This window comes from Xaviernesmea oryzae (assembly GCF_900109605.1).
GTDB classification, from domain to species: Bacteria; Pseudomonadota; Alphaproteobacteria; order Rhizobiales; family Rhizobiaceae; genus Xaviernesmea; species Xaviernesmea oryzae.
This window is the reverse complement of sequence record NZ_FOAM01000014.1, coordinates 1-23,466: the sequence shown is the minus strand read 5'-3', so window position 1 is coordinate 23,466 and position 23,466 is coordinate 1. Positions and strand designations below refer to the sequence as shown.

Below are 23,466 nucleotides of genomic sequence, written 5' to 3'. Positions count from 1 at the left end.
GCTGAGCGGAACAAAGGCGGAGCTGGGGAATTCCCGCCGCAGGCAAAGCCCAGCGAAAGGACCTGCCATGCCCAGCGCACCGCCATCGCTTAGGACCATCCCCATCACGCTCACCATCAATGGCAGGCGGCACGATCTCGACGTCGCCCCCTGGACGAGCCTGCTCGATCTGCTGCGCGAAGACCTGAAGCTTTGCGGCACCAAGAAGGGTTGCGATCACGGACAGTGCGGCGCCTGCACGGTGCTGGTCGATGGCGTCAGGATCAATTCCTGCCTGTCTCTGGCCGTGATGCGCGACGGCGCCGAGATCACAACCATCGAAGGCTTGGGGACGCCGGAGCGCCTGCATCCAATGCAGCGCGCGTTCATGGAGCACGACGCTCTGCAATGCGGCTATTGCACGCCGGGACAGATCTGTTCCGCCGTGGGCTTGGTCTCCGAAGGCCATGCCCACAGCCGCGCCGAGATCCGCGAACTGATGAGCGGTAACCTCTGTCGTTGCGGCGCTTACACCAACATCGCCGACGCGGTGGAGGATATTCTGGAACAGCAACAGAAGGCGGCCGCAGAATGAAGCGCTTCGATTATCTCAAGGCGGCCTCCATCCGCGAGGCGGTCTCGGCTCTTGCCGGCGATCCGAAAGCCCGCATGATCGCGGGCGGTACGAACCTAGTCGATTTGATGAAATACGACGTCGAAGCGCCCGGCCTGCTGGTCGACATCAACGGCCTCGACCTCAAGCGGATCGAGGAGACCGAGACGGGCTATAGGATCGGTGCGCTGGTGACCAACAGCGATCTGGCTTATCACCCCGGCGTCGTCAGGCGCTTCCCCCTGCTCGCCAGCGCCATTCTGGCCGGCGCTTCGCCGCAGCTGCGCAATGCCGCGACGACCGGCGGCAATATCAACCAGCGCACCCGCTGCTATTATTTCTACGATCCGGCCACTCGCTGCAACAAACGCCAGCCCGGCAGCGGCTGCGATGCGATCGGCGGCGTCACCCGCATCCACGCCATTCTCGGCGCCAGCGAAGCGTGCATCGCCACACACCCCTCGGATATGTGTGTCGCCCTTGCCGCGCTCGATGCCGTGGTGGAGGTGGAAGGGCCCGAGGGCCGGCGCGACATCGCGTTTCTCGACTATCACCGCCTGCCCGGCGATACGCCCGAGCGCGACAACACGCTGCGTCATGGCGAGATCGTCACCGCGATCCGGCTGGAAGGCGAAGCCGCCGCGCGCCATCACACCTATCTGAAGCTGCGCGACCGTTTGTCCTACGCTTTCGCGCTCGTCTCGGCCGCCGTGGATCTGAAGATCGAGAATGGCAAGATCAGCCGGGCACGCGTGGCGCTGGGCGGCGTTGCCCACAAGCCGTGGCGTGACCTCGACGCGGAAGGGATGCTGGTTGGTCGCGAACCCTCGGCGGAGGCGACCGACGCCTTTGCCGCCCGGCTTCTGGCCGGGGCCAAGGGCCAGGGCGGCAATGATTTCAAGATCACGCTGGCCGAGCGGGTCATCCGTCGGGCGCTGCGCCAGGCGGCGGCCGGCACGCCCCAGATCCAGCATGAAAAAGCCATTGCCTGAAGCACGGAAAGGACGCGACCATGCTGACCAATGAACGCCGCCAAGTGGGCCGCGCCATGCCGCGCATCGATGCGCCCTTGAAGGTGACCGGTCGTGCCGCTTATGCGGCTGAGCATTCCGAACCCGATATGCTGCACGGCGCAGCCGTCTCGGCAACCATTGCGCGCGGCCGAATTCTCGAAATCGACAGCCGCGCCGCCAAGGCGGCCTTTCCCGGCATCGCCGCGATCTACACCCATGAGAACCGGCCAAACGCCGCCTGGCTCGATCGGTCCTGGCAGGACGAAACCGCACCGCCCGGCCATACCTATCGTCCGCTCCAGAACGACCGCGTGCTCTTTGACGGACAACCGGTGGCCTTTGTCGTCGCCGACAGTTTTGAGAACGCCCGCGATGCCGCCGCCATGATCACCGTGCGCTACGAGGTGGAAACGCCGGAAACCGACCTGACCACCAAGCTGGCCGAGCGCTACGTGCCGCCGAAGAAGCGCAGCGGCATCTCGCCGCCGCCCGATCCGCGCGGTCAACCGGAAGAGGCCTTCAAGGAGGCACATTTCCGGATTTCGGGCGACTATCTGATCGAGAACGAGCATCACAATCCGATGGAGCTCTTCGCGACCACGGTTCTCTATGGCGCGGACGGGGTGCTGGCGATCCATGACAAGACGCAGGGTTCGCAGAACGTCCAGAAATTCGTCTGCAACGTGTTCAGCCTGAGCCAGGACAAGGTCAACGTCATCAATGCCTATGTCGGCGGCGCTTTCGGTTCCGGCCTTCGTCCGCGCCACCAGCTGTTTTTCGCGGTCATGGCCAGCCTGGATCTCAAGCGCTCGGTGAAATTCGAGATCGCGCGCAGCGATATGTTCTATCTGAGCTACCGGCCTGCCATGTATCAAACGGTGTCGCTCGGTGCGGATGCACAGGGGCGCCTGACGGCCGTTCTGCATGATACGGTCCAAGTCACCTCCCGCTACGAGGACTATCAGGAGGTCGTGGTCAACTGGTCGGGACTTGCTTATCGTTGCGACAATGTCGCACTGACCTATGCGCTAACCAAGCTCGATGCAGCAACGCCGGGCGACATGCGCGCGCCGGGTGCGGCTTCTGGCCTGTTCGCGCTGGAATCGGCTATGGATGAGCTGTCCTACGAAGTCGGCATCGACCCTCTGGAATTGCGTCGGCGCAATTTCGTGCATTTCGATCAGAATGAAAACAAGCAGCTGACCAGCAAGGCCTTGCGCGCCTGCTACCGCGAAGGGGCCGCACGCTTTGGCTGGGAACGGCGCCAGGCCAAGCCGCGCTCCATGCATGAAGGCCATGAGCTGATCGGCTGGGGCATGGCAACCGGCATCTGGGAAGCGCAGCTGCAATCGGCCAAGGCTCGCGTGCGCATGAGTGCCAATGGCCAGGTCATCGTCCAGGCCGCTGCCAGCGATATCGGCACCGGCACCTATACGATCCTGGCCCAGATCGCGGCTGAAGCGCTTGATGTGCCGGCCGAGGACGTCAGCGTACAGATCGGCCAGAGCGACCTGCCGGAAACCAGTGTCGAAGGTGGTTCCTGGACGGCCGCCTCCTCCGGCTCCGCGGTCGACGCCGCCTGCCTCGCCATTCGTCAGCGGCTGCTGGATATGGCCCAGAAGGACGATGCTTCACCGTTGAAGGACGCCACCGTTGAAGAAGTTGTGATCCGCGATGGCCATCTGCGCCTGGACACAGATCCGAGGGCGGGCGTTGCGATCTCTGAACTGATGGCCCGCGCTGGCGAAACCGCTATCGAGGAAGAAGGCAAGGCCGGGCCGGATGCAAAGCAGATGAAGTCGTTTGCGAGCTACACCCATTCCGCCGTCTTCGTGGAGGTGCGCGTGGACGAGGAGCTGGGCCTTGCCCGGGTTACCCGCGTCGTCAGCGCTGTCGCCGCGGGCCGTATTCTCAATCCCAAGACTGCACGCAGCCAGATTCTCGGCGGTGTGGTCATGGGCCTTGGCATGGCGCTGCACGAGGAAAGCATGATCGACCATCGCTCTGGCCGGATCATGAACCACAATCTCGCTGAATATCATGTGCCTGCTCATGCCGACATCCAGGATATCGATGTGCATTTCGTCCAGGAATTTGACGACAAGGCGAGCCCGATCGGAGTCAAGGGCCTGGGCGAGATCGGGGTCTGCGGCGTGGCGGCTGCGGTTGCCAATGCCATCTTCCACGCCACCGGCAAGCGCATCCGCCATCTGCCGATAACGATTGACAAGATCCTTGGCGAAACGGTCGGTAAAGCCGCCTGAACCCGGAGACGACGCCTCATGACCGCTTCCTTGCCCGATAGCCTGCAGCGCTATCGCGACGATCTTGAACAGGTGGAAAAGGACGAGCCGGAGACGGCTCGCGCCCTTGCCGAAGCCATGATGTCGATCGCCTACAAGACTTACGGGGATAGCGGCCACGCGATCCGCACCGTCCATGCCAAGAGCCATGGCCTGCTTGAAGCCGAACTGGAGGTCTATCCCGACCTGGCAGCGCCGCTGGCACAGGGCCTTTTTGCAAGGCCGGGGCGTTACCGCGCCGTCATCCGCCTGTCGACCACGCCAGGCGACATTCTCCATGACAGCGTTTCGACACCGCGCGGCTTCGCCCTGAAGATCCTCGATGTCGAAGGCGAGAGGTTGAACCCCGAGGAGGCCAGCCGTTCGCAGGACTTCGTCATGGCCAATGGCAAGCAGTTCAATGCGCCAAGCGCCAAGGCCTTTTTGAAAAACCTCAAGCTGCTGGCGGCCACCACCGACAAGGCCGAAGGGCTGAAGCAGGCTTTCTCCAAGGTATTGCGCGGTGTGGAAGGGCTGGTGGAAAAGCTTGGTGGAGAAAGTGCGGCCCTCAAGTCCATGGGCGGCCAGCCGGAAACCCATATTCTCGGCGAGAGCTTCTTCGGCCAGCTGCCGATGCGTTATGGCGACTATGTTGCCAAGCTGAGTGTGGTGCCCGTTTCCCCTGAACTCACGGCTCTGACCGGCGCGCATTTGGAACTGGATGAGGACAAGGACGCCTTGCGCCATGCGGTGGAGGAGTTCTTCCGCATGAATGGCGGCACATGGGAGTTCAGAGTCCAGCTCTGCACCGATGCCGAACGCATGCCGATCGAAGATGCCGCCGCTATATGGAGCGAAGAGGAAAGCCCCTTCATTCCCGTGGCACGCATCCATGCCGAACCGCAAACGGCCTGGAGCGAGGAAAAGGCGCTGAAGATCGACGATGGCATGAGCTTTCGGCCCTTCAACGGGCTTGCCGCCCACCGCCCGCTTGGCAGCATGATGCGCATGCGCAAGCTGGCCTATCAGCGCTCGGCCGGCTTCCGCTCGGAGCGCAACGAGCCCGGCATCGACGAGCTGGACAAGACGGGCGAACGCCTGAATCCAGACGTGGCACGACGCGTGACGACCCCCTCCCAGGCGCCACGCGACGCAGGCGGCACTGCATTTTGACAGGCAGGGCACGCATGACGTAAGCCTTCGGGGCCGGCACCTGAACACGGTGCCGGCTTTTTTGTGTGCCCAGCCTACCCTGTCCGCACACAGGCTCGCAGGACTTTCGGAGATCATCTCATGGACCATTCGCCCTTCCGCGTATCCGCCCGCCCCGGCGACCATATCGCTGATCTCTCCACCCCACGCCCGATCATCGATGAAGGGCGTCTGGCCGCGAATATCGCGCGCGCGCAGGCCTATTTCGACGAACATGGCATTGCCTTCCGCCCTCATATCAAAACGCACAAGATCCCGGCTTTGGCTCAGGCCCAGGTCGAGGCCGGCGCCAGGGGCATCAATTGCCAGAAGATCACGGAGGCCGAAGTCTTCGCCGATGCCGGCTTCGAGGACATTCTGATCACCTTCAACATTCTCGGCCACGAGAAGATCGAGCGGCTGCAGGCCTTGAACCAGCGCATCGCCGAGCTGAAAGTGACCGCAGACAGCGCTGAAACCGTCAGCGGACTGGCGGCATGCTTCTCGGCCGAGCGCCCACTGCGCGTGATGGTGGAATGCGACACCGGCGCCGGTCGCTGTGGCGTGCAGACGCCGGACGCCGCCGCGGAACTGGCCGGCCTGATCGCCGCCCAGCCGGGCCTGCGCTTTGCCGGACTGATGACCTATCCCCGCCCGGCCGCGCATGAGGCCGTGCAGGCCTTCTTCACCAAGGCGCTGGCCCGCCTCAAAGAAGCCGGCCTTGAATGCCCCGCAGTCAGCAGCGGCGGCACGCCCTCCCTCTTCGAAGCGCATCTGGCACCTGTGGTCACCGAACACCGTGCCGGCACCTACATCTACAATGATCGCTCGATGATCCGCGCCGGCCATTGCGGCCAAGGCGACTGCGCCATGCATATTCTGGCGACGATCGTCTCCCGCCCCACCTCCGACCGCGCCGTGATCGATGCCGGCTCAAAGGCGCTGACCTCCGACCTGCTCGGCTTTTCCGACCACGGCATGGTGGTCGGCTATCCGGAGGCCGTCATCGCCGCGCTTTCGGAAGAGCATGGCGTCATCGATCTCTCCGCCTGCGGGGCGGAGCGGCCAAAGATCGGGCAAAAGGTCCTGATCATTCCCAACCACACCTGCGTCGTTTCCAATCTCTTCGACGAAATGGTCTTCCACCGCGATGGTGTGGTAACGCGCGTCGAGCCCGTCGCCGCGCGCGGCCTCGTCTGGTAGATCCAAAGTGGCATCTGTTCCGGCATCGAGCTCGCTCGACGAGATACTGCTGAAGCAGACATGGAGACGACGGCATTGGCGAAAAGACGATGCCGTCGTGTTGCTTAGGCCGCGCGAAAGGAGTCTCTCGACCGGGCTCTGCAGATGTTTCGGGCACAGCCGCACAGCGCTGTTGCTATACGGGACGGCACATGTGGTGCGCAGAGCGTGTGCTGGCGTGCGCGATGTAACGCCGATGCTCTTTTGAGGATGCCGATTGAGACGAGGTCCCAGGCCTGGGCGCGACTGCGGAACAAAAGTGTTAACGATCGAGTTGACCGGCACAACAGGGAGAATTGCCATGTCAACCCGCAGCTTCTTCTTCGCATTCACCTATGCCGCCGCCACGCTGCTCTTCGTCAGCCTCGCTTACCTCACTGCGCCGATGGCGCCGACAGTCTCCATGAGTTCCGTTGAACTGCCCAAGACCAACCGGGTTCTGCCGGGCGCGGAACAGGGCGGCTTTCTGGAAGAGCGCTTTGGTTGAGATTGGTCGACAGCGCAGACATGAATGCGGCGCGGCCTCTGCGCCGCAGGAGTGTGTTGATCTGATGAGATGGCGGCGCTCAATCAGTCCCGCGTAGACAAAGTGGACCCCATGCAAAGTTATGCATGTGCATTGTCGCAAGCGCGCCTACAAGTAATATTCATCCAAGAATGGGATAATGAGCGTCAGGACGATTGCTTGCTTCCCGAGTGTGAAGCCCCAATAGTGAAAAATCCAGCAACCAAAACGTGGGAATGCTTCCTGCGGGCTATTTAGTTTGCAGGATAAGCAGCTAGGTTGACTAGGAGCTGCCATTATTCGGCGTCAGTATTCAGTGCGGATGACACAAGCCACCTCGTCCGCGACGTTTCAAGAAGACCTCGCCACTTCGTATCGTGGACCGCCACACCCGCCCTTATGGTGGACGGTGAGCATCCGCATTTCTCCAAATATTTATCTGGATGAAAGCCATGCAGTGGCGCGCACCCAATTCTCCTCCCCAGGATCAAGGTTGCGCAGCCGCTGACCGCTGTCTTTAAAGAACCGACTTGATGGCGAGGGCGATGCCGGCCCAAAGCGTGGCCGAAACGGCGACTGCGCCAACAAGCGATTTGGCGCGTGTCGACGGCGCGAAACCACGAACCTTGTCAGCCTTCGCCGAATCGATGTGCGGAAGATGCGCACCTTGAACTGTGCTCCAATGCGCGGTGCGCACGGCGGTGCTCTGCATGCTCATTGATGTTCCTCCATGAGGATTGATGCTCCCACATCATAGCCCTCGACCAACAAACCTTCCGTTGAGATATTCGTTCCAATTTTAACCATTGGACCGGCTGCCCTTCCCTGGCAAACCGTCTCGAATCTCCTCCACGATTCATTGAGACAGAGTTTGCTCATACGCGCAAGGGTTCCTCATGAAACTGAGGATAGCCGACCATGTTTCTTCTGAATGGAGATTGTCGCCGCTGGCGCAGATGAAGGCGTCACAGCGCGCGCGACATGCTGTCGATCACAGCGGTTCGATGTCGCCACCAAGAAAATTCAGCAAGAGCGGAAGTTTGCGGTAAGATAATTCAGAAGGAAAAAGCCTGGGCGCGAGGCTATGTCACCGCATCGATGATAGGATATAAACGCCTCAACCATCAACTGAGAGGATGGTAGCGGAGGAGGGATTTGAACCCCCGACACAAGGATTATGATTCCTCTGCTCTGACCACCTGAGCTACTCCGCCACTGCACGAATGCGAGGGCCATGGCCGCCGCGTCGCCGTCAGTGGGCGGCTTATAAGGCGGGGTTCCCGGCTGTGTCAAGCGAGGCCTGGGGAAAAATCATCCCGGCCTCTGCTTTTGTCGCGAATGCCAGCAAGGGAGAGGCCCTTCCCTTGGCAGTTCAAGGGCTTGGCGCAAAAAGCCCGGTCGGCGCCAGGGCTGACGGATGCTCAAGGCGCTTTCACACTGTTAGGCCTGCTAGAGGATCAGGCCATCGCCTCAGCGCGCAAAAGGTTTTGCAACGCAGCCTCCGCTGCCGGCTCGCGCTCGGAGCGCAGGATGAAGCCGCCGCCGTAAACGCGTGCATTCTCGCCGATCCCGGAATAGAGCGCGCAGGCTTGGCCCGGCGCCACCCCGGCCTCGCCTTCCTCAAGCTCGACGCGAACGCCGTGGGCGTCGGCATAGAGCATGGCCGGCGCCGGCGCGCGGGTGGAGCGCACCTTGGCGAAGCAGGCAAAACCCTTGTCGCCAAGCGTGTGGAGCGGCTCATCGCCCAGCCAGTTGACATCGCGCAGATAGAGCCGGCGCGTCGCCAGTGCGTCCTTGGGACCGACGATCACGCGGCGGGCCCGCGCATCGAGGTGCACCACATAAAGCGGCTCGCCCGTCGCAATGCCGATGCCCCGCCGCTGGCCGATCGTATAGTGCAGAATGCCCTCATGGCTGCCCAGCACACGCCCATCGAGATGGACGACCTCGCCCGCCAGCGCGGCATTCGGCTTCAGCTTAGCGACGATATCGCTGTATTTACCCTGGGGCACGAAACAGATGTCCTGACTATCGGCCTTCTTGGCAACGACGAGGCCCATCTCCTCGGCCAGGGCGCGGGTTTCCGCCTTGGTCAGGTGGCCGAGCGGAAAGCGCAGATAATCGATCTGATCCTGTGTAGTGGCGAAGAGAAAATAGCTCTGGTCCCGATCGGAATCGGCCGGACGGTAGAGCGCGCGCCGCTGCGGCGCGCCCGGCCTTGGATTGGGCCGGGAGCGGATATAGTGACCTGTGGCCAGCGCATCGGCGCCGAGATCGCGGGCCGTGGCCAGGAGATCGGCGAATTTGACGGTCTGGTTGCAGGCCACGCAGGGGATCGGCGTTTCGCCCACCACATAGCTTTCCGCAAAGGGGTTGATCACCGTCTCGCGAAAGCGCTGCTCGTAATCCAGCACATAATGCGGGATGCCGAGGGTCTCGCAGACCCGGCGGGCGTCGTCGATATCTTGCCCGGCGCAGCAGGAGCCGGCGCGATGCACGGCAGCACCGTGATCGTAGAGCTGCAAGGTGATGCCCAGCACATCGTAGCCCTGGCGCGCCAGCAGGCCGGCCACCACCGAGCTATCCACGCCGCCCGACATGGCCACCACCACCCGCGTATCCTCGGGCCTGCGATCAAAATCCAAACTGTTCACCAGAATCGTCCGCTTCGAAGCCGGCCCGTTCCTTGAGGACCGAAGATAAATCTGACCGGGATGGTCATGACGGGACCTTCCCATCAAGCCGCCTGCCACTGGAATGAGCCGGCCTTGGCGCCCGGAGATAGCATTCAAGCTTACATATAGATGGCGCGACTGGCCCAAACAAGCAGATCGCTCAGGCGGCGCTGGAGGCAGGTCTCACCGCATGGGCAAAAGCGGGCGTCGTCAGATCAGCTTCAGCCGCATCGCGCGGGCTATGGCCTGCATGCGATTGACCGCATCGAGCTTCTTGGTGGCCGTCTTGAAATAGCTGCTGACGGTATAGGCGGAAATGCCCAGAATGACGGCGATCTCGTCGCTGCTCTTGCCGGCAGCCGCCCAACGCAGACATTCGATCTCGCGCGCCGAGAGTTTTTCGCGTGGCGCCATGCCGCTCTCCATGGAGCGGCAGAGCCGTTCGAACAGATGCAGCAAAATGAAATGCAGCCAGGCGGCCTCCTGCGCGTCTGGATCCTGCCGGTTTCCCGACAGTGTCACGACGAAGCTTTCTCCATCCACGGAGACGAACATCGTCCCATAGGTGGACAGGGGCAGCGCCGCATTGGCATTTTCTTCACCCACCTCTTCGACCGGAAAATCCAAGAGGGTTTGCGATACGCCGAATACGGGAAGCTTGGTCAGCCGCAGCATGTCCACCAGCCGGCTCGTGGCAAAAACGCCCGCGCGATCATAGCGTCGCACGAGGTCGGCAGGCCAGTTCGACAAGACGAGCCTTTCGGCAAAGCGATAGTCCTCGCCAAAAGGCAGGCGGGCGACCATGAAATGCAGAAAGCCAAATTCCGTCGCCACACGCCGCATGACACGAAGAATCTCATACTCCGACGTGACTGAAGGATCCTTCACCGCCAACAGTAGATCGGCAAAATCCCCTTGCGCCGTCATAGCATCCTGCTTGTCATCCAACATGGGTTTTCGGCATCATGGGTATCGGGGTTGTGCTGCTGTGCCGGGGCTTATCTTGGAAACCCACAGGGCCGCTTTTTCTTTCGATAGAACGAAACGCCCGAGGCCTCATAGCGTCCGGGTCGCACCTCATAACAAGTCGGCAAGCGAGAAATCACGCCACATCAGGAAGCCAGGCGAGAGATCTTGTCATATCATGAGTGCCGTTCGAAAGAAAGGCCTAACCCGGGATTGGTCATGAAACTGCACGTCAGACGGGCAGCCGGCGCAGTTCGGCTCTCAAGGAACGACTGACATATGAATAAATTGAGCGTGATGGGTTTAGGCAAATCTTAAATCTGCGGCGCTAGCGTAAGCTCATATTGGTCTTGATGTGTGTAGAGAGTACAATGACCGAATTGATGCGTCCGCGCGTGAAATATGTCATCGGCCCCGATGGTAGTCCTTTGACGATTGCCGATCTGCCGCCGGCCAACACCCGTCGGTGGGTGATCCGTCGTAAAGCAGAGGTTGTCGCTGCGGTTCGTGGCGGTTTGTTGAGCCTGGAAGAAGCCTGCGAGCGTTACACGCTGACGGTGGAAGAATTCCTGTCCTGGCAGTCATCGATTGCCGACCATGGCCTCGCCGGCCTGCGCACCACGCGCATCCAGCAATATCGCCACTAAAGGCCCGTGCTGTCGCCAAGAACAAGGATCCCGCATCCGTGGGATCGACATTTCCTGGGTGAACAGAAACAGCATGGCAAGCTTCCGACAAAGCATGTGAAACGCAGAGCGGTGAATTAAGCCAAGACCGCTCAGCGCATTCCCACGTATCTGATATCAGGTTTGACGCGGCTATTCTTGCTGATGATGCATCGGTCCGATAGACGTCGGCCTCATGCGTTCAGTTCGCACATCTCTGCGCGACGGCTTTCGCTTGGCGCCGCCTGCCGACTCCACAAGCGTCGTGTCGGCCAGCCTGCACATGGCAGCGGCGCGCGACAGCATAGGTGAGACCTTCCCCCGATAGTCCCGATTTTCGAATTTTCAGCAAAGCCGTAGCCGGATCTGGTGACGGCTGCGAGCCATGCGCGTTCCTTTCGCACAGGACGCGACAAAGAGCAGGCTCGTCCCGCATCAACACGTGAAGACCTCAAGCCACTTCAGCGGAAAATTGTGCTGCCGGCCTGGCGTGGGACAGCGCTTTCGCGCCCTTGCATCAGGTGCATGGCGCGACAAGAATGCGATCCTGATCTGATGCGAAAGCGCTTGGATGTTCGATCAGCGGGCGTGCACCCGTCGTCGCAGATCCCGGCAGGGACACCCTTACCACCGGTTTGTCACCGCATTTACCTGCATGGACAAGCGCCCTCCCCCGCGCCCTCTTCGCACAACCGACGGGCGACAACGCTTTCTTGGTGCCAAAATCCCTTCAATCGGCCAGCGCAATTTGCCCTCACGACGGAGGCTATTCGGTCAAGGCAACGCGCTGTAGGGCACTCACGTCAAAACCGGCCGGCGCAAAGCACCGGCCGGTCGAACTGCCGGGCAAACGCGTCGAGGCATCGATCTGGATGCGCGACCTGAGGCCAGAAATGCGCAGAAAACTCCGCAGCCGGATACGGCGCGAAGCAATGGGCGCAGTCACAGCCAGGGTGCTGCAGACGATCAGCGATTCGGAGGCTTAAGGACGATTGGGGACGGACCTGCCATCAGGCGCGCGCGCGCACCGATCCATCGCGCTCCTCCAGCGCCGATGCCTTGGCATATTCCGCCTTCACCTCTTCCAGTGCAATTTCTGCAGCATCCTGTTGAACTTTCAGTTCCCTTATCGATACCTGAAGATTCTCCGCCCGCTGCCGTGCAGCCTTGGCGAATGTCGGATAAGCAAAATGTGTCGGATCGCCAATGCCGGATTTTTTTTCCTCGAAGGCGATCTGCTGCTCCAGCTCTTTGGTCATTCTGTCGAACTCAGCCATCATCATTTGCAGCTGGTTCAACTGTCTTTGCTTCTCCTTAACCTGAAATTCTTTCAGGCGGACAAGGCTCTCGCGTGACTTCATACGCAATACTCCCATGATGCGAGACCGCGGTTACTACCCCGCCCGCGCGCCGCGACCGTCATGGTCCGACGCTAACACCGAGAGAAATCTTTAACGATTTGCGCTCGGCGGTAACCTTTCGTTTACGGGCATGGTTAATTCTATGGACGAGGTTTTAAGGCTCGGTAAATGCCGTCAGCGATTTTTCGGGAGGCGGCGTTTTTGCGAGTCGTTAGAGTCGGATAGGGTCATTTCCTCACAATCAGGAGGAAGTTAACCCTTATCTATTATCCAATGGAATCAACGTCATGCCATCAGGCGCTAACATTTTCTGCCCACCTTGCCAGGAGGAATCAGAATTTGTTAACCATTTGCTGGCAACCTCCAAATCAGGCAACGACTGATCCGTATCGCGTCGGGAAGCCTCACTACCTTTCGGCGGCGGAAAAGGGGACAATAATGCGGGTTCTTCTCATCGAGGATGACAGCGCGACGGCGCAGAGCATCGAGCTGATGCTCAAGTCGGAGAGCTTCAACGTCTATACGACCGATCTGGGCGAAGAAGGCGTCGACCTCGGCAAGCTTTACGACTACGATATCATCCTTCTCGACCTGAACCTGCCTGACATGTCCGGCTACGAGGTTCTGCGCACGCTGCGCCTGTCCAAGGTCAAGACGCCAATCCTGATTCTCTCCGGCATGGCCGGCATCGAGGACAAGGTGCGCGGCCTGGGCTTCGGCGCCGACGACTATATGACCAAGCCGTTCCACAAGGACGAGCTGGTAGCGCGCATCCACGCGATCGTCCGCCGGTCCAAGGGCCACGCCCAGTCGGTCATCGCTACCGGCGAACTGGTCGTCAATCTCGACGCCAAGACCGTTGAAGTCGGCGGCCAGCGCGTGCATCTGACCGGCAAGGAATACCAGATGCTGGAGCTGCTCTCGCTGCGCAAGGGCACGACGCTCACCAAGGAAATGTTCCTCAACCACCTTTATGGCGGCATGGACGAGCCTGAACTGAAGATCATCGACGTCTTCATCTGCAAGCTGCGCAAGAAGCTGGCCAATGCTGCCGGCGGCGCGAACTATATCGAAACCGTCTGGGGCCGCGGCTACGTGCTGCGCGAGCCCGATGGCGACCTGGCCGAAAGCGCCTGATCCAAGGGGTGACGGGCGGCCCGCTCCGCCCTCCCCTTATCCTGCAGCATTCCCCGCAAACTGATCAGCCCGCCCTCAAAAGGCGGGTTTTTTCGCGTCCGTGCCGCGAGAACATGTTCGGCGTAATGCGCGGCATCATGAAGGGCAGCAAAGGTTTCAGCCCCATGCCAAGAGGCAGATGCTCTGTGCCCACGCATTCCCATCACCCCTTCCATCGCCACCCGGTCACTCGCCCAAGCGTCCCGTATTCCACCTGCGCGGCCCTGCCCAAGAGCATGTTCTTGTTTTGTTCGTTTCACCATAACAGGCTTGCCTGATTCGGCAATCCCCGACTTCCCTTTTTTCTGCCTCGTCCGGCACTGCCAAGCGTCTCGGCGGGACCGAGCCGATGCGACGGGAACTCGCGCTGACACTTTGCTGATCAGTTGCGCGATGCAGCCAGCGCTGCTCCTGACATATCAAGAGAAGCGCAATCGCCTCATCGCGGGTCCTCGGCTCGTCAGACACGGCAGATCGCCTGATTGCGGCCGGCAGACGGTGCCGCCGACGAAAAGCGCTTGGGATGATGTAAGGAAGCCTTGGGGAGCCCATTGCCCGGCGTCACAAGAGCTTCGCAGCCGCCTGTTGCTATCATTCGGCTGAGCGCGGCAAGCCGAAGGCATGAACTCGCGTCAGGCCGATCGACATGCATGTCTCGATCAATCTTGGCGGCATGGCGTCTCTGGTTGTTCAGGTCGAAGATGCCGAGCCCAAGTGCCGTCAGGCTCAGGCGGCGGCAGCCAGGCTGCCGAATACGCTGGTCAGGATCTTGCGGTCGAAGGGCTTCAGCAGGAAGTCGTCCGCGCCGGCGCGCTTACCGGCCATCATCTTTTTCAGGTCGGCTTCCACGACGCAGTAATAGATGCGGATCGAGCGGCCATTCGGCAGGTGGCGCAGATTGGCGATCAGCTGCAGGGCGCCATCGAGAGAGGCATCGACGATGATGATGTTCGGCAGCTCGGCCTGGCAGCGCGCGAGAGCCTCGAGCCCATTGCTGGCTTCGCTGACGAGGAAACCCATTCCGCCGAGAATGCGCTTGCCAACCTTGCGAACCACATCGGACTCATCGGCAATCATCAGACGCTGCATGTCTTGCTCCCCTACCGCACCAATCCTGGGCGACATCGGCCCTTCGAACAACAAGATTAGGAGATTCTAGCAAATAAGACGTTACCGACGCACGACCATGTTTCATGATGTTTCCGGAGCCTGATGCGCCCGCGTGGGTCGGATGATCCTGTCACGGATCAGGACCAGCGCAGAGGAGGCTGCGCTGGCGCAAAATGCGGGTCACCTTCGGCAATCAGGCTTCGCTGGACACCATGCGCGCGGTGAAGATGATCTCTTCGCCGGTGGAGCGAACGTCGATCTCCATGCCGGCCTCCTCGGCGAGCACGACCGTGTAATAGGGCTGGATCGTATGGGCGTCGATCGCCTCTTCCAGCGTGCCCGACAGCAGTTCCACAAGCTTCGGCGGCACGCGCATCATCCGGCCCTTGGCGGTCAGCGTGAAGACGGCGTCATATTCAGGATTGTCGAGCACGATATCGACCGAGCCGCCGCGCGGGATCGATCCATAAGCGATCAGGAACAGATTGAGCAGCAGCTTGACCCTGTTCTTGGCGATGATGACGCGCGGGCCGGTCCAGCTGATTTCCGTCTTTTTTTCGACGGCAGCGAAATCGCGCGCCGCCTTTTCGGCCTCGCCCGTGTCGATCGAGGCGCCGACGGAGCCGGACGCGCCGAAGGCGAGACGGGCGAATTTCAGGCGAACCGATGCGTTGAGGGCGCTGGCGCGGATCAGTTCCATGGCGTCGGCATCTGCGCCGCCCTCATCGAGAAGCTCCAGTCCGTTGTTGATGGCGCCAACGGGGGAGATGATGTCGTGGCAGACCCGGCTGCACAGAAGCGCTGCGAGATCGGGACCGCTCAGCGTCAGATTGATGTTTTTCGCCATGATCTTTCCTTGAAAAAGCAAATGCTGGAAAGGCGCCGCATGCCAGGGCTCAGCGCCGGTGACAGGACTAGCTGCTCGACCCGGCTTTTTTTGGCATGGGTGCCGAAGATGTCAGATCCGGGCTCGCCGTCATCGGCGTCGCAGAAGAGGCGCCTTTTACCGGGACCGTCACCCCGGTCATTGATGGGCTTGCTCGGCTTTACTGTCTTCCGTCGCTCCTGCGATCATAAAGACACCATATTTGGTAAACCGATTGTTAAGGTGGGCCAGTCAAATTGCAATCAAAGCGCCCGATTACATGCTGGCGCGCACCCCACCCGGCGACCTGACGGGTGCGGACCCTTCGCGCGCGCCAGGAGACGGTGGCGGCGCCGATCAAGGAGGACGACAATGCCATCCCTGCCCCGTTCCATCCGGGCTCTTGCCCGGCCGCTGCTGTTCTGCTTGGCCATGATCGCGCTGTTTGTCGGCCCTGCCCGGCAGGCCAGCGCCCAGGCCTCGGGAAATCAATACAGCCTGCAGGAAATCGTCGATGCCGGCCATGGCTTCTTCGGCTCCACCTCCGGCGGCCTGGCCAAGGTGGTCGAACGCGCATTCCAGAGCTATGGCCTGCCCAACGGCTATATTCTCGGCCAGGAAGGGTCCGGCGCCTTCGTGGCCGGCCTCACCTATGGCGAAGGCAATCTCTACACGAAGAATGCCGGCCAGCATAACGTCTACTGGCAGGGGCCTTCGCTGGGGCTGGATGCCGGAGGCCAGGGCAGCCGCATCATGATGCTGGTTTACAATCTGCCGAGCGTGCCGGCGCTCTACAAGCGCTTTGGCGGCGTATCCGGTTCGGCCTATGTGGTCGCCGGCGTCGGCATGACGGTGCTGACCGATGAAAAAGTGGTTCTCGTGCCGATCCGCACCGGTGTCGGCGCCCGCCTCGGGATCAATGTCGGCTATCTCAAGCTGACCGAACAGCCGACCTGGAACCCCTTCTGACGCGTCCTGGCCGAAAGGCAGGAAGCCGGCCGCTCGACCTCCTGAGGCCTGTGCGCAGCAAGAGGGCAGATCAAACCGCCAAAGTGAGGCCATGCATGGCTTGGCTCTTGTGCCGCAGGCTCGACCTATGGGAAGGAGCGAGGGCGCAGACTGCATTTTGATCCGGCGACATCGGCGCGGTGGAGCAGGATGCCATGGCCGATCCAAGGCGCGCCATAGGATGAGAGCAGCCCCGGCCGCATCTGGCGACCGGACAGGCCCGAGAGGACGACCCGGTTGATCGAATATGCTCTTCTCTTCGCGCTCGGCTTTCTCACTGCCGCCCTTCTCGGCTTGCTGCTGGCGCCGGTCATTCAGCGGCGGATCGTCTATTTTGCCGAAAAGCGCCTGATTTCCACCATGCCGATTTCACCGCAGGAAGTGCGTGCGCAAAAGGATGCGGCACGCGCCGAACATGCCGCGGAAGCCGCTCGCCTCAGCCATAAGATCCAGCGCGAGCGAGACCGCGCGACGGCGGAAATGCTGAAAACCGCCGAGGCCGAGCAAAAGCTGGCGCAGGCACGCGCACGGCACGACGCGCTGGAAGCCGATGTCGCGGAGCTCACCGCACGGGTGGAGCATCTGACGCAGGTTATAGTGGCAGCTGAGGCGGAACTTGAAAGATTGCGGCCGCCGGCAGACGACCTGTCCGACGAGCAGACACCGCCTCCGCCGGACGGCAACGATACAGGAACAGAACGCGCCGACGCGTCATTCGACGCTGCGAAAGCCGATGCCCCTGCCCCCGCGACTATGCCGGAAGCGGTAGGGTCCGATGTCCCGGATGCCGCCATGGCCGATCGGTTTACCGATCTGAAGGAGCGGCTCGGCGTCTTCGCCCCTCTCCGGCCGCTGCCTTTCGCTGCGGCCAAGCAAACGGTCGCGGTCGCTGCAAGCACGGTTATAGCCCGCGCCGACAGTGAGCCAGGGCCTGACAGCGCCGCAGCAACCATTATCGCGCCACCTTCCACCGACGAGATCGACGCCTTCATCAACAGGCTGCTGGAAGCTGCCAATCCCGAGCAGGATGAAGCTTTGCGCGCGCAACTTGCCGATCTCGCCGCCCGCATGGTGGCCGCCACGGCGCTGGAGGAAGGACCGTCCTCTCCGCTCCCCGCCCTTCTGGATGCCGTGGACAGCGACCCGCCCGAAGGCAGGCTGAGCCTTGCCGGGTGCGCGCGCAGATTGCTTGCGAAAGACGCCGAGGCATAAGGCAAAGGTTAGGCTCTTGCTCCGGCGCCATGCGGCTTGCCATCGCTGTCCGGCTCGCCCAGCCGCCGGGACGCCCCCCCGTCTGCATCTTTGTCAGGGCCGGCAGGCTCAGCCGATCAGGCCATTGACCATGGCGATACGATGGAGCGCGATGGCGGCGGCCGTGGCCACGTTCAGGCTATCGAGGCCGGGCGCCTGGGCGATGCGGGCCGTGTCGATGGCCGCCATGATTTCGGCGGGCAGCCCCTCGCCCTCCGTGCCCACCAGCAGGGCGGTGCGCGGCGAGGGCGGAATGGCATCGAGCGGCACCCGTCCGCGTGGCGATAGCCCCCACAGCGCATAGCCTTGCGCCTTCAGCCGACCGATCACCTCGCCGATCGTTCCCTCGCGGGCAAAGGGCACAGTAAGGACGGCGCCGACGGAGACACGGATCGCCTTGCGATAGGTTGGATCGCAGGAGCCCCGATCCATCACCACCGCGCCTGCCCCAAAGGCAGCGGCATTGCGAAACAGTGCGCCCATATTGTCGTGGTTGGAGAGGCCGCACGCGGCCAGCACCAGCGATGGGGCGTTGTTCAGTACCCCGTCGAGATCGGGCGCGCCCTGTCTTCGGCCGATCGCCAGGACGCCGCGATGCATGTCGAAGCCAGCAATGGCGTTGAAAACCGGCGCTTCGGCCACGTAGACCGGCACGTCAGGTGGCAAGCGATCCAGAATCTCGGCAACCCCCGCAAGCCGGGCTTGCAGGATCAGCACGGCCTCGGCGTAGAAGCCCCTGTCTTGCCCATGTGCGGCGGCCAGCATCCGCAGAACCACCGTTCCCTCGGCGATGAAGCGCCCCTCCCGGCCCGTCAGATCCCGCTCCCGGATGGAGAGGAAAGCGGCAATCCGAGGATCGGCGGGATCGGTGATGTCAACGGGCAAGGCAGCCATGCGGGGCTCTTCCGTCCTCAAGCCTGCTCAGGGTGCGATACGGACATTGGCGATGATGCGGCCAGCCGCATAATCGAAAACAATCGCATGCCGGGCGCCGCCTTCAGCCGTGCCATAAAAGAGAATCTGGCGACCGGACAGGGCGACCTGGATGACGGAAAAGCCGGAAGGCAGGGCGGCCACCGCTTCCACCGGCACACCGGCGGGAATGGAGGATGCTTCCAGGTTCTCAACAGGCGCACCAGCGGGCGGACGGGTCACCTTGTAGACAATCGCCGCCAGCACCGCCATAAACATCACCATCATGATGCCGCCGGAGACGATTTGAAGACGCATCATCTTGCGGCGAACATTCTCCATGGCCGGATCGAGCGGCTTGTCTTCCTGTTCGTCTGGTTCCTGAAGCGACATCAAGCGGCCTTTTCTATCCTGCATATGGTGAGCAATGAACGACCCCTTTAACGAAGCCACGGCAAAGAAGAAAGTGGTGAAGGCCGAGGAGGCCGCCAGCGGCCGCATGGACGCCTTTCTTGCCGAGGCTCTAGACGGGGCCCTGTCGCGCAACCGCATCAAGAGCCTGATCGAAGACGGCGCCGTGCATGTGAACGGCAAGCCGGTGACCGAACCGAAGCGCAAGGTGGTCCCAGGCGATCTCTTCGAAATCCTGCTGCCGGAGCCGGAAGATGCCGAACCCGCCGCCGAAGACATCCCCTTGCAGGTTCTTCATGAGGATGCCGACCTCATTGTCCTGGTCAAGCCGCCGGGCCTGGTCGTTCACCCCGGAGCGGGCAACTGGAGCGGCACGCTGGTCAATGCGCTGATCCACCATTGCGGCGCCAGCCTGTCCGGCATTGGCGGCGTGCGCCGGCCCGGAATCGTTCACCGGCTGGACAAGGACACCAGCGGCGTCATGGTCGTTGCCAAGAACGATCTTGCCCACCGTCATCTGTCGGATCAATTTGCCGATCACGGGCGCACCGGTCCCTTGGAGCGAGCCTATCAGGCCATCGTCTGGGGCAGGCCGCGCAGCCTGAAAGGCACGATCGATGCACCGCTGGGCCGTGCCAACGACCGGGTGAAGCGCGCGGTCAAGCGCGAGGATGCCGACGATGCGCGCGAGGCGATCACACATTACGAGGTGGTCGAGCGCTATCACGAAAAGCCGGATGCAACCTCCCTGGCCTCGATGGTCGAATGCAGGCTGGAAACCGGCCGCACTCACCAGATCCGCGTGCATATGGCCCATATCGGACATCCGCTGATCGGAGATCCGGATTATGGCGCGGCCTTTCGCACCAAGGCCAATCTTCTTCCCGAACGCGGGCGCGACGCGGTGCTCGGCTTTCATCGGCAGGCGCTGCACGCCTTTCTCCTGGCGTTCGAGCATCCTTCAACCGGCGAAACCATGCATTTCGAGGCGCCGATGCCGGAAGACATGCGCCTGCTGGCCCGCGCGCTTTCCGAATAAAGAGCGGCTTACACGTAAAAGCTGCATGCAGGACGGCAAATTTCTCGAAAAACTTTCTGCATCTTTTTCCCCCATCGGGCGTTTGTCGAACAGTCGGAACGAACCGGCACACGAACAGGAACGGGAGAAAGACCCATGATCAACGCTTCTGAAATTCGCGAGCATTCCGAAGTCATCGGCGCCGACGGCATGCATGTCGGTACGGTCGACCGTGTCGAAGGCGACCGCATCAAGCTGACCAAGAAGGACAGCGGCTCCGCTCATGACGGCCACCATCATTTCATTCCTCTCAATCTCGTCGAGAGCGTGGACGACAACCGCGTCCGCCTGTCCCGCTCCGCCGGCGATGCGCTGGCCTCCGAGCAGGAGCAGGATGGAACGTCTATCCGCCACTAGTCTGAAGCGGCGGAAATTGGGCCATAGGCCTTGAACTTCCGCTTGCAGGCCCAATGTATGGCCGAAATCCGCAAAAGGGACTGGCGGCAACCCGTGCCGCCGGCCCTTGAACCGTGTCTATGCCATACCTATCTTGAGGACCGTGCGGTTTGATGAAACGCACGGATGCCCGGCGGCCGAGCCTTTGGCGCCGGCATTGCCGAGAACAGGGGGTGCTTCATGGCCCGGAATAACTTGCCCAGCATTGCCGCCGGCGAAGGCGGCCTGAACCGTTATCTCGACGAGATCCGCCGGTTTCCGATGCTGGAACCGCAGCAGGAATATATGCTCGCGAAGCGCTATCACGAGCACGGCGACCTCAAGGCCGCGCATGAGCTGGTGACCAGCCATTTGCGCCTCGTTGCCAAAATTGCCATGGGCTATCGCGGCTATGGCCTGCCGATCGGCGAAGTGGTCTCGGAAGGCAATGTCGGGCTGATGCAGGCGGTCAAGAAGTTCGACCCCGAGCGTGGCTTTCGTCTTGCGACCTATGCCATGTGGTGGATCAAGGCCTCGATCCAAGAATATATCCTGCGGTCCTGGTCGCTGGTGAAAATGGGCACGACCGCCAACCAGAAGCGGCTGTTCTTCAATCTCCGCCGCCTCAAGGGCAAGATTCAGGCGCTCGAGGAAGGCGATCTGAAGCCTGAACAGGTCAAGCAGATCGCGACGACGCTGAATGTCTCGGAAGAAGAAGTCGTGTCGATGAACCAGCGCCTTTCCGGCGATGCATCGCTCAATGCGCCGATCAAGGCCAGTGAGGGCGATTCAGGCCAGTGGCAGGATTGGCTGGTAGACGAGCATGACAGCCAGGAGACCATGCTGATCGAGCAGGACGAACTGCAAGATCGCCGCTCTCTCCTTTCCGGCGCGATGAAGACGCTGAACGACCGCGAACGTCGCATCTTCGAGGCGCGCCGCCTGGCAGAGGATCCGGTGACGCTGGAGGAACTGTCCAGCGAATTCGAGATCAGCCGCGAGCGCGTGCGCCAGATCGAGGTGCGCGCTTTCGAGAAGGTGCAGGACGCCGTCCGCAAGGCAGCTTCCGCCCGCGACAACGCCTTGCGCGTTGTCGAAGACGCATAACGGCCGCGTATCGCCCGCTCTTTTCCGCCCGCGCTGTCGCGGGCGGCTTGTTTTATTGGGCTGAAAGGATGGCTACTGCCCGTCGTTTGACGCCAGTCCGATGGCGCTGCCTGACGCCGCGCGCATTTTCGTGTCGCGATCGCCCAACATATCCTTTCCACCTCTCAGAGTTTGACCGCCTTTATGCGCGCTGTGCCGATTGCTAACAACCGGCCAAGTGCGAGGCAGAGGCATAAGATGGCGGGGAACGAGGCGTGGAAGAGGTTGATGCAACGCGGGGAGGCCAGCGGCGTCGGAGCTTGATTTTCCGCCGCTTCGGGCCGCCGGAACAGGTGCTGAACCTTGAAGAAGAGGATCTGCCGCCGCTCGCGCCGGACAGTTTGCGTGTTCGGATGATCGCCGCGCCGATCAACCCCTCCGACCTGATCCCGATCACGGGCGCCTACGCCTATCGGGTTCGGCCACCACGCGCGGCGGGCTATGAAGGCGTGGGGCAAGTGGTGGAAACCGGGCGGGAGCGCCGCGCCTGGCTCGGCCGGCGCGTTCTGCCGTTGAGAGGGGACGGCACCTGGCAGACGGTTCTTGACTGCGCTGCCTCGCGGGCTGTGCCGGTGCCGGACAGCCTCCCCTTCGATCAGGCGGCCCGCGCCTATATCAATCCTCTTACAGCGTCCGCTCTTCTCAAAAACACGCATGTTTCCGGCCTGCGGGTGATGCTCACGGCTGCCGGCTCTGAAATGACAATGCTGCTGGCGCATCAGGCCCGCGCGGCGGGCACTGCGGCGCTGACCGGCATTTATCGTTCGCATGGGCGGAAAGCATGTCTGGAAACATGGGGCATGCACCCGATCCATCTGGATGATGTCGATGAGATTGCCCGTGCGGCCGTATCGACCGATCTGGTTTTCGATGCCGTCGGCGGACGTCTTGCGGATCTGATCCTGACGCATCTGCCGGCGCGGGCTAGGTTCGTGTCCTACGGCCTGCTCTCCGGCCATCCGATCAAACGGCAGGACCTGCCCGTCCGCCCTGCCCGTTTCCACCTGCGCGACCATATCGCCACCCTGTCGGATCAGGATTGGCTCAGGGGCTTTGCGCCCATCTGGCCCATGCTGCGTGACAGCCCGCTGGGACCGGTCACGACCTTTCCGATGCAGCGGTGGCGCGAGGCTTTGGACTATGCCGCCACCCCGGGCCGTGCGACAAAGCCGCTCCTCACCTTCAACGATGATGGATGAGCCAAATCGGCCGGATCAACGAACATCCGGCTTCGTATTGCGGTCCTGTGAAACCACAGATCTATGCAACAATCCGATACGCACTGCGACGTGACGGCTTAAAGCGTGTCGCTGTAAACCTGATTCATGGTTCCAGTTTGTCTTGCTCTGTGATTCACTTTGCCCATGGAAGGAGATGCACCATGGGCAAGCCGCATCCGATCGAGTTGCGTGAGCGTGTCGTTGCGTTTGTGAATGAAGGGCATAGCAACCGTGAAGCCGCTCGGCATTTCCGGGTTTCGCCTCGGTTCGTCAACAATATGATGATGCTGCATCGGTCATCCGGTTCTCTGGCCGCGGCCAAGCAGGGCCACCCGCCTGGTGGTGGGAAGCTTATGGCCCATGGTGACTGGGTCCGCGAGCGGATGTCGGCCCATGGCGAAACGACTTTGGACGAACTGTGC

22 protein-coding genes, 1 tRNA gene and 1 pseudogene are annotated in these 23,466 nt (G+C 61.7%); 15 read left to right on the top strand and 9 right to left on the bottom strand.

The window, feature by feature from the left end; genetic code table 11:
• The first annotated feature begins 67 nt into the window (after positions 1-67).
• From BMX61_RS17095 to BMX61_RS17070, 6 genes are all read left to right on the top strand, one after another.
• On the top strand, positions 68-574 hold the full coding sequence (locus BMX61_RS17095) for a (2Fe-2S)-binding protein (RefSeq protein WP_075625837.1): 507 nt from the start codon (positions 68-70) through the stop codon (positions 572-574).
• Positions 571-1,584, top strand: a complete 1,014-nt coding sequence (locus BMX61_RS17090; protein WP_075625836.1) for an FAD binding domain-containing protein — start codon at positions 571-573, stop codon at positions 1,582-1,584. Before BMX61_RS17095 ends, BMX61_RS17090 begins: the two co-directional genes overlap by 4 nt.
• A gap of 20 nt (positions 1,585-1,604) precedes the next feature.
• Positions 1,605-3,869: a xanthine dehydrogenase family protein molybdopterin-binding subunit gene (locus tag BMX61_RS17085; protein ID WP_075625835.1), complete on the top strand. Its 2,265-nt coding sequence runs from the start codon at positions 1,605-1,607 to the stop codon at positions 3,867-3,869.
• An 18-nt stretch (positions 3,870-3,887) separates the two neighbouring features.
• Positions 3,888-5,060 carry a catalase family protein gene (locus tag BMX61_RS17080; protein ID WP_075625834.1) on the top strand — a complete coding sequence of 391 codons (1,173 nt, stop codon included), beginning with the start codon at positions 3,888-3,890 and terminating at the stop codon, positions 5,058-5,060.
• Between the two features lie 120 nt (positions 5,061-5,180).
• On the top strand, positions 5,181-6,281 hold the full coding sequence (locus BMX61_RS17075; protein WP_075625833.1) for a D-TA family PLP-dependent enzyme: 1,101 nt from the start codon (positions 5,181-5,183) through the stop codon (positions 6,279-6,281).
• A gap of 340 nt (positions 6,282-6,621) precedes the next feature.
• Positions 6,622-6,807 (top strand): hypothetical protein, encoded by a 186-nt coding sequence (locus BMX61_RS17070; RefSeq protein ID WP_075625832.1) that lies wholly within the window; start codon positions 6,622-6,624, stop codon positions 6,805-6,807.
• Positions 6,808-7,342: 535 nt separating this feature from the next.
• On the opposite strand, the gene BMX61_RS17065 is transcribed toward BMX61_RS17070, so the two are convergent.
• The 4 genes from BMX61_RS17065 to BMX61_RS17050 all read right to left on the bottom strand — a co-directional run bounded on the left by BMX61_RS17065 (position 7,343) and on the right by BMX61_RS17050 (position 10,451).
• Positions 7,343-7,543, bottom strand: coding sequence for a hypothetical protein (locus BMX61_RS17065; RefSeq protein WP_075625831.1), 201 nt, complete (start codon positions 7,541-7,543; stop codon positions 7,343-7,345).
• 419 nt (positions 7,544-7,962) lie between these two features.
• Positions 7,963-8,039: transfer RNA gene (locus tag BMX61_RS17060), tRNA-Met, on the bottom strand.
• A 243-nt stretch (positions 8,040-8,282) separates the two neighbouring features.
• Positions 8,283-9,479: a tRNA 2-thiouridine(34) synthase MnmA gene (gene mnmA / locus BMX61_RS17055; RefSeq protein WP_075625830.1), complete on the bottom strand. Its 1,197-nt coding sequence runs from the start codon at positions 9,477-9,479 to the stop codon at positions 8,283-8,285.
• A gap of 231 nt (positions 9,480-9,710) precedes the next feature.
• Positions 9,711-10,451, bottom strand: coding sequence for a helix-turn-helix transcriptional regulator (locus tag BMX61_RS17050; protein ID WP_075625829.1), 741 nt, complete (start codon positions 10,449-10,451; stop codon positions 9,711-9,713).
• A 386-nt stretch (positions 10,452-10,837) separates the two neighbouring features.
• Between BMX61_RS17050 and sciP the strand changes: the two genes are divergently transcribed.
• Complete coding sequence (gene sciP, locus BMX61_RS17045) at positions 10,838-11,113, top strand: CtrA inhibitor SciP (protein ID WP_075625828.1); 276 nt, start codon at positions 10,838-10,840, stop codon at positions 11,111-11,113.
• Positions 11,114-12,141: 1,028 nt separating this feature from the next.
• Here sciP and BMX61_RS17040 read toward each other — a convergent pair.
• On the bottom strand, positions 12,142-12,492 hold the full coding sequence (locus tag BMX61_RS17040) for a flagellar export protein FliJ (protein WP_075625827.1): 351 nt from the start codon (positions 12,490-12,492) through the stop codon (positions 12,142-12,144).
• Positions 12,493-12,930: 438 nt separating this feature from the next.
• Here BMX61_RS17040 and ctrA point away from each other — a divergent pair, with 438 nt between their 5' ends.
• On the top strand, positions 12,931-13,629 hold the full coding sequence (gene ctrA, locus BMX61_RS17035) for a response regulator transcription factor CtrA (RefSeq protein WP_075625826.1): 699 nt from the start codon (positions 12,931-12,933) through the stop codon (positions 13,627-13,629).
• Positions 13,630-14,394: 765 nt separating this feature from the next.
• On the opposite strand, the gene BMX61_RS17030 is transcribed toward ctrA, so the two are convergent.
• A complete protein-coding gene (locus BMX61_RS17030; RefSeq protein ID WP_075625825.1) occupies positions 14,395-14,757 on the bottom strand; it encodes a response regulator in 363 nt (120 codons plus the stop codon).
• Between the two features lie 214 nt (positions 14,758-14,971).
• Positions 14,972-15,625 carry a histidine phosphotransferase ChpT gene (chpT, locus tag BMX61_RS17025; RefSeq protein WP_075625824.1) on the bottom strand — a complete coding sequence of 218 codons (654 nt, stop codon included), beginning with the start codon at positions 15,623-15,625 and terminating at the stop codon, positions 14,972-14,974.
• Positions 15,626-16,075: 450 nt separating this feature from the next.
• On the opposite strand from chpT, the gene BMX61_RS17020 reads away from it, so the two are divergent.
• Together BMX61_RS17020 and BMX61_RS17015 are read left to right on the top strand one after the other, a co-directional pair.
• The gene (locus tag BMX61_RS17020; protein WP_075625932.1) at positions 16,076-16,612 is read left to right on the top strand and encodes a DUF1134 domain-containing protein; all 537 of its coding nucleotides are present in this window, start codon (positions 16,076-16,078) and stop codon (positions 16,610-16,612) included.
• A gap of 276 nt (positions 16,613-16,888) precedes the next feature.
• Positions 16,889-17,863: a DUF4200 domain-containing protein gene (locus tag BMX61_RS17015; RefSeq protein WP_075625823.1), complete on the top strand. Its 975-nt coding sequence runs from the start codon at positions 16,889-16,891 to the stop codon at positions 17,861-17,863.
• Positions 17,864-17,971: 108 nt separating this feature from the next.
• On the opposite strand, the gene BMX61_RS17010 is transcribed toward BMX61_RS17015, so the two are convergent.
• Together BMX61_RS17010 and BMX61_RS17005 are read right to left on the bottom strand one after the other, a co-directional pair.
• Positions 17,972-18,796 (bottom strand): TrmH family RNA methyltransferase, encoded by an 825-nt coding sequence (locus tag BMX61_RS17010; RefSeq protein WP_075625822.1) that lies wholly within the window; start codon positions 18,794-18,796, stop codon positions 17,972-17,974.
• A 27-nt stretch (positions 18,797-18,823) separates the two neighbouring features.
• Positions 18,824-19,207, bottom strand: a complete 384-nt coding sequence (locus BMX61_RS17005) for a hypothetical protein (RefSeq protein ID WP_075625821.1) — start codon at positions 19,205-19,207, stop codon at positions 18,824-18,826.
• Between the two features lie 34 nt (positions 19,208-19,241).
• Between BMX61_RS17005 and BMX61_RS17000 the strand changes: the two genes are divergently transcribed.
• The 5 genes and pseudogenes from BMX61_RS17000 to BMX61_RS16980 all read left to right on the top strand — a co-directional run.
• Positions 19,242-20,264: an RluA family pseudouridine synthase gene (locus BMX61_RS17000; protein ID WP_075625820.1), complete on the top strand. Its 1,023-nt coding sequence runs from the start codon at positions 19,242-19,244 to the stop codon at positions 20,262-20,264.
• A 135-nt stretch (positions 20,265-20,399) separates the two neighbouring features.
• Complete coding sequence (locus tag BMX61_RS16995) at positions 20,400-20,660, top strand: DUF2171 domain-containing protein (protein WP_075625819.1); 261 nt, start codon at positions 20,400-20,402, stop codon at positions 20,658-20,660.
• A 219-nt stretch (positions 20,661-20,879) separates the two neighbouring features.
• Positions 20,880-21,785 (top strand): RNA polymerase sigma factor RpoH, encoded by a 906-nt coding sequence (rpoH, locus tag BMX61_RS16990; RefSeq protein WP_075625931.1) that lies wholly within the window; start codon positions 20,880-20,882, stop codon positions 21,783-21,785.
• Between the two features lie 299 nt (positions 21,786-22,084).
• Positions 22,085-23,023 (top strand): zinc-dependent alcohol dehydrogenase family protein, encoded by a 939-nt coding sequence (locus BMX61_RS16985; protein ID WP_210186290.1) that lies wholly within the window; start codon positions 22,085-22,087, stop codon positions 23,021-23,023.
• 182 nt (positions 23,024-23,205) lie between these two features.
• Positions 23,206-23,466 (top strand): annotated as a pseudogene (locus tag BMX61_RS16980) (IS630 family transposase); the annotation flags it as partial.

Coding starts and splice junctions, on each gene's coding strand:
- sciP (WP_075625828.1), top strand. CDS start 10,838: ATGACCGAATTGATGCGTCCGCGCGTGAAATATGTCATCGGCCCCGAT.
- BMX61_RS17040 (WP_075625827.1), bottom strand. CDS start 12,492: ATGAAGTCACGCGAGAGCCTTGTCCGCCTGAAAGAATTTCAGGTTAAG.
- BMX61_RS17080 (WP_075625834.1), top strand. CDS start 3,888: ATGACCGCTTCCTTGCCCGATAGCCTGCAGCGCTATCGCGACGATCTT.
- BMX61_RS17065 (WP_075625831.1), bottom strand. CDS start 7,543: ATGAGCATGCAGAGCACCGCCGTGCGCACCGCGCATTGGAGCACAGTT.
- BMX61_RS17090 (WP_075625836.1), top strand. CDS start 571: ATGAAGCGCTTCGATTATCTCAAGGCGGCCTCCATCCGCGAGGCGGTC.
- BMX61_RS17005 (WP_075625821.1), bottom strand. CDS start 19,207: ATGTCGCTTCAGGAACCAGACGAACAGGAAGACAAGCCGCTCGATCCG.
- BMX61_RS17020 (WP_075625932.1), top strand. CDS start 16,076: ATGATCGCGCTGTTTGTCGGCCCTGCCCGGCAGGCCAGCGCCCAGGCC.
- BMX61_RS17075 (WP_075625833.1), top strand. CDS start 5,181: ATGGACCATTCGCCCTTCCGCGTATCCGCCCGCCCCGGCGACCATATC.
- BMX61_RS17095 (WP_075625837.1), top strand. CDS start 68: ATGCCCAGCGCACCGCCATCGCTTAGGACCATCCCCATCACGCTCACC.
- chpT (WP_075625824.1), bottom strand. CDS start 15,625: ATGGCGAAAAACATCAATCTGACGCTGAGCGGTCCCGATCTCGCAGCG.
- BMX61_RS17000 (WP_075625820.1), top strand. CDS start 19,242: ATGAACGACCCCTTTAACGAAGCCACGGCAAAGAAGAAAGTGGTGAAG.
- rpoH (WP_075625931.1), top strand. CDS start 20,880: ATGGCCCGGAATAACTTGCCCAGCATTGCCGCCGGCGAAGGCGGCCTG.
- BMX61_RS17085 (WP_075625835.1), top strand. CDS start 1,605: ATGCTGACCAATGAACGCCGCCAAGTGGGCCGCGCCATGCCGCGCATC.
- ctrA (WP_075625826.1), top strand. CDS start 12,931: ATGCGGGTTCTTCTCATCGAGGATGACAGCGCGACGGCGCAGAGCATC.
- BMX61_RS16995 (WP_075625819.1), top strand. CDS start 20,400: ATGATCAACGCTTCTGAAATTCGCGAGCATTCCGAAGTCATCGGCGCC.
- BMX61_RS17030 (WP_075625825.1), bottom strand. CDS start 14,757: ATGCAGCGTCTGATGATTGCCGATGAGTCCGATGTGGTTCGCAAGGTT.
- BMX61_RS17050 (WP_075625829.1), bottom strand. CDS start 10,451: ATGTTGGATGACAAGCAGGATGCTATGACGGCGCAAGGGGATTTTGCC.
- BMX61_RS17070 (WP_075625832.1), top strand. CDS start 6,622: ATGTCAACCCGCAGCTTCTTCTTCGCATTCACCTATGCCGCCGCCACG.
- BMX61_RS17010 (WP_075625822.1), bottom strand. CDS start 18,796: ATGGCTGCCTTGCCCGTTGACATCACCGATCCCGCCGATCCTCGGATT.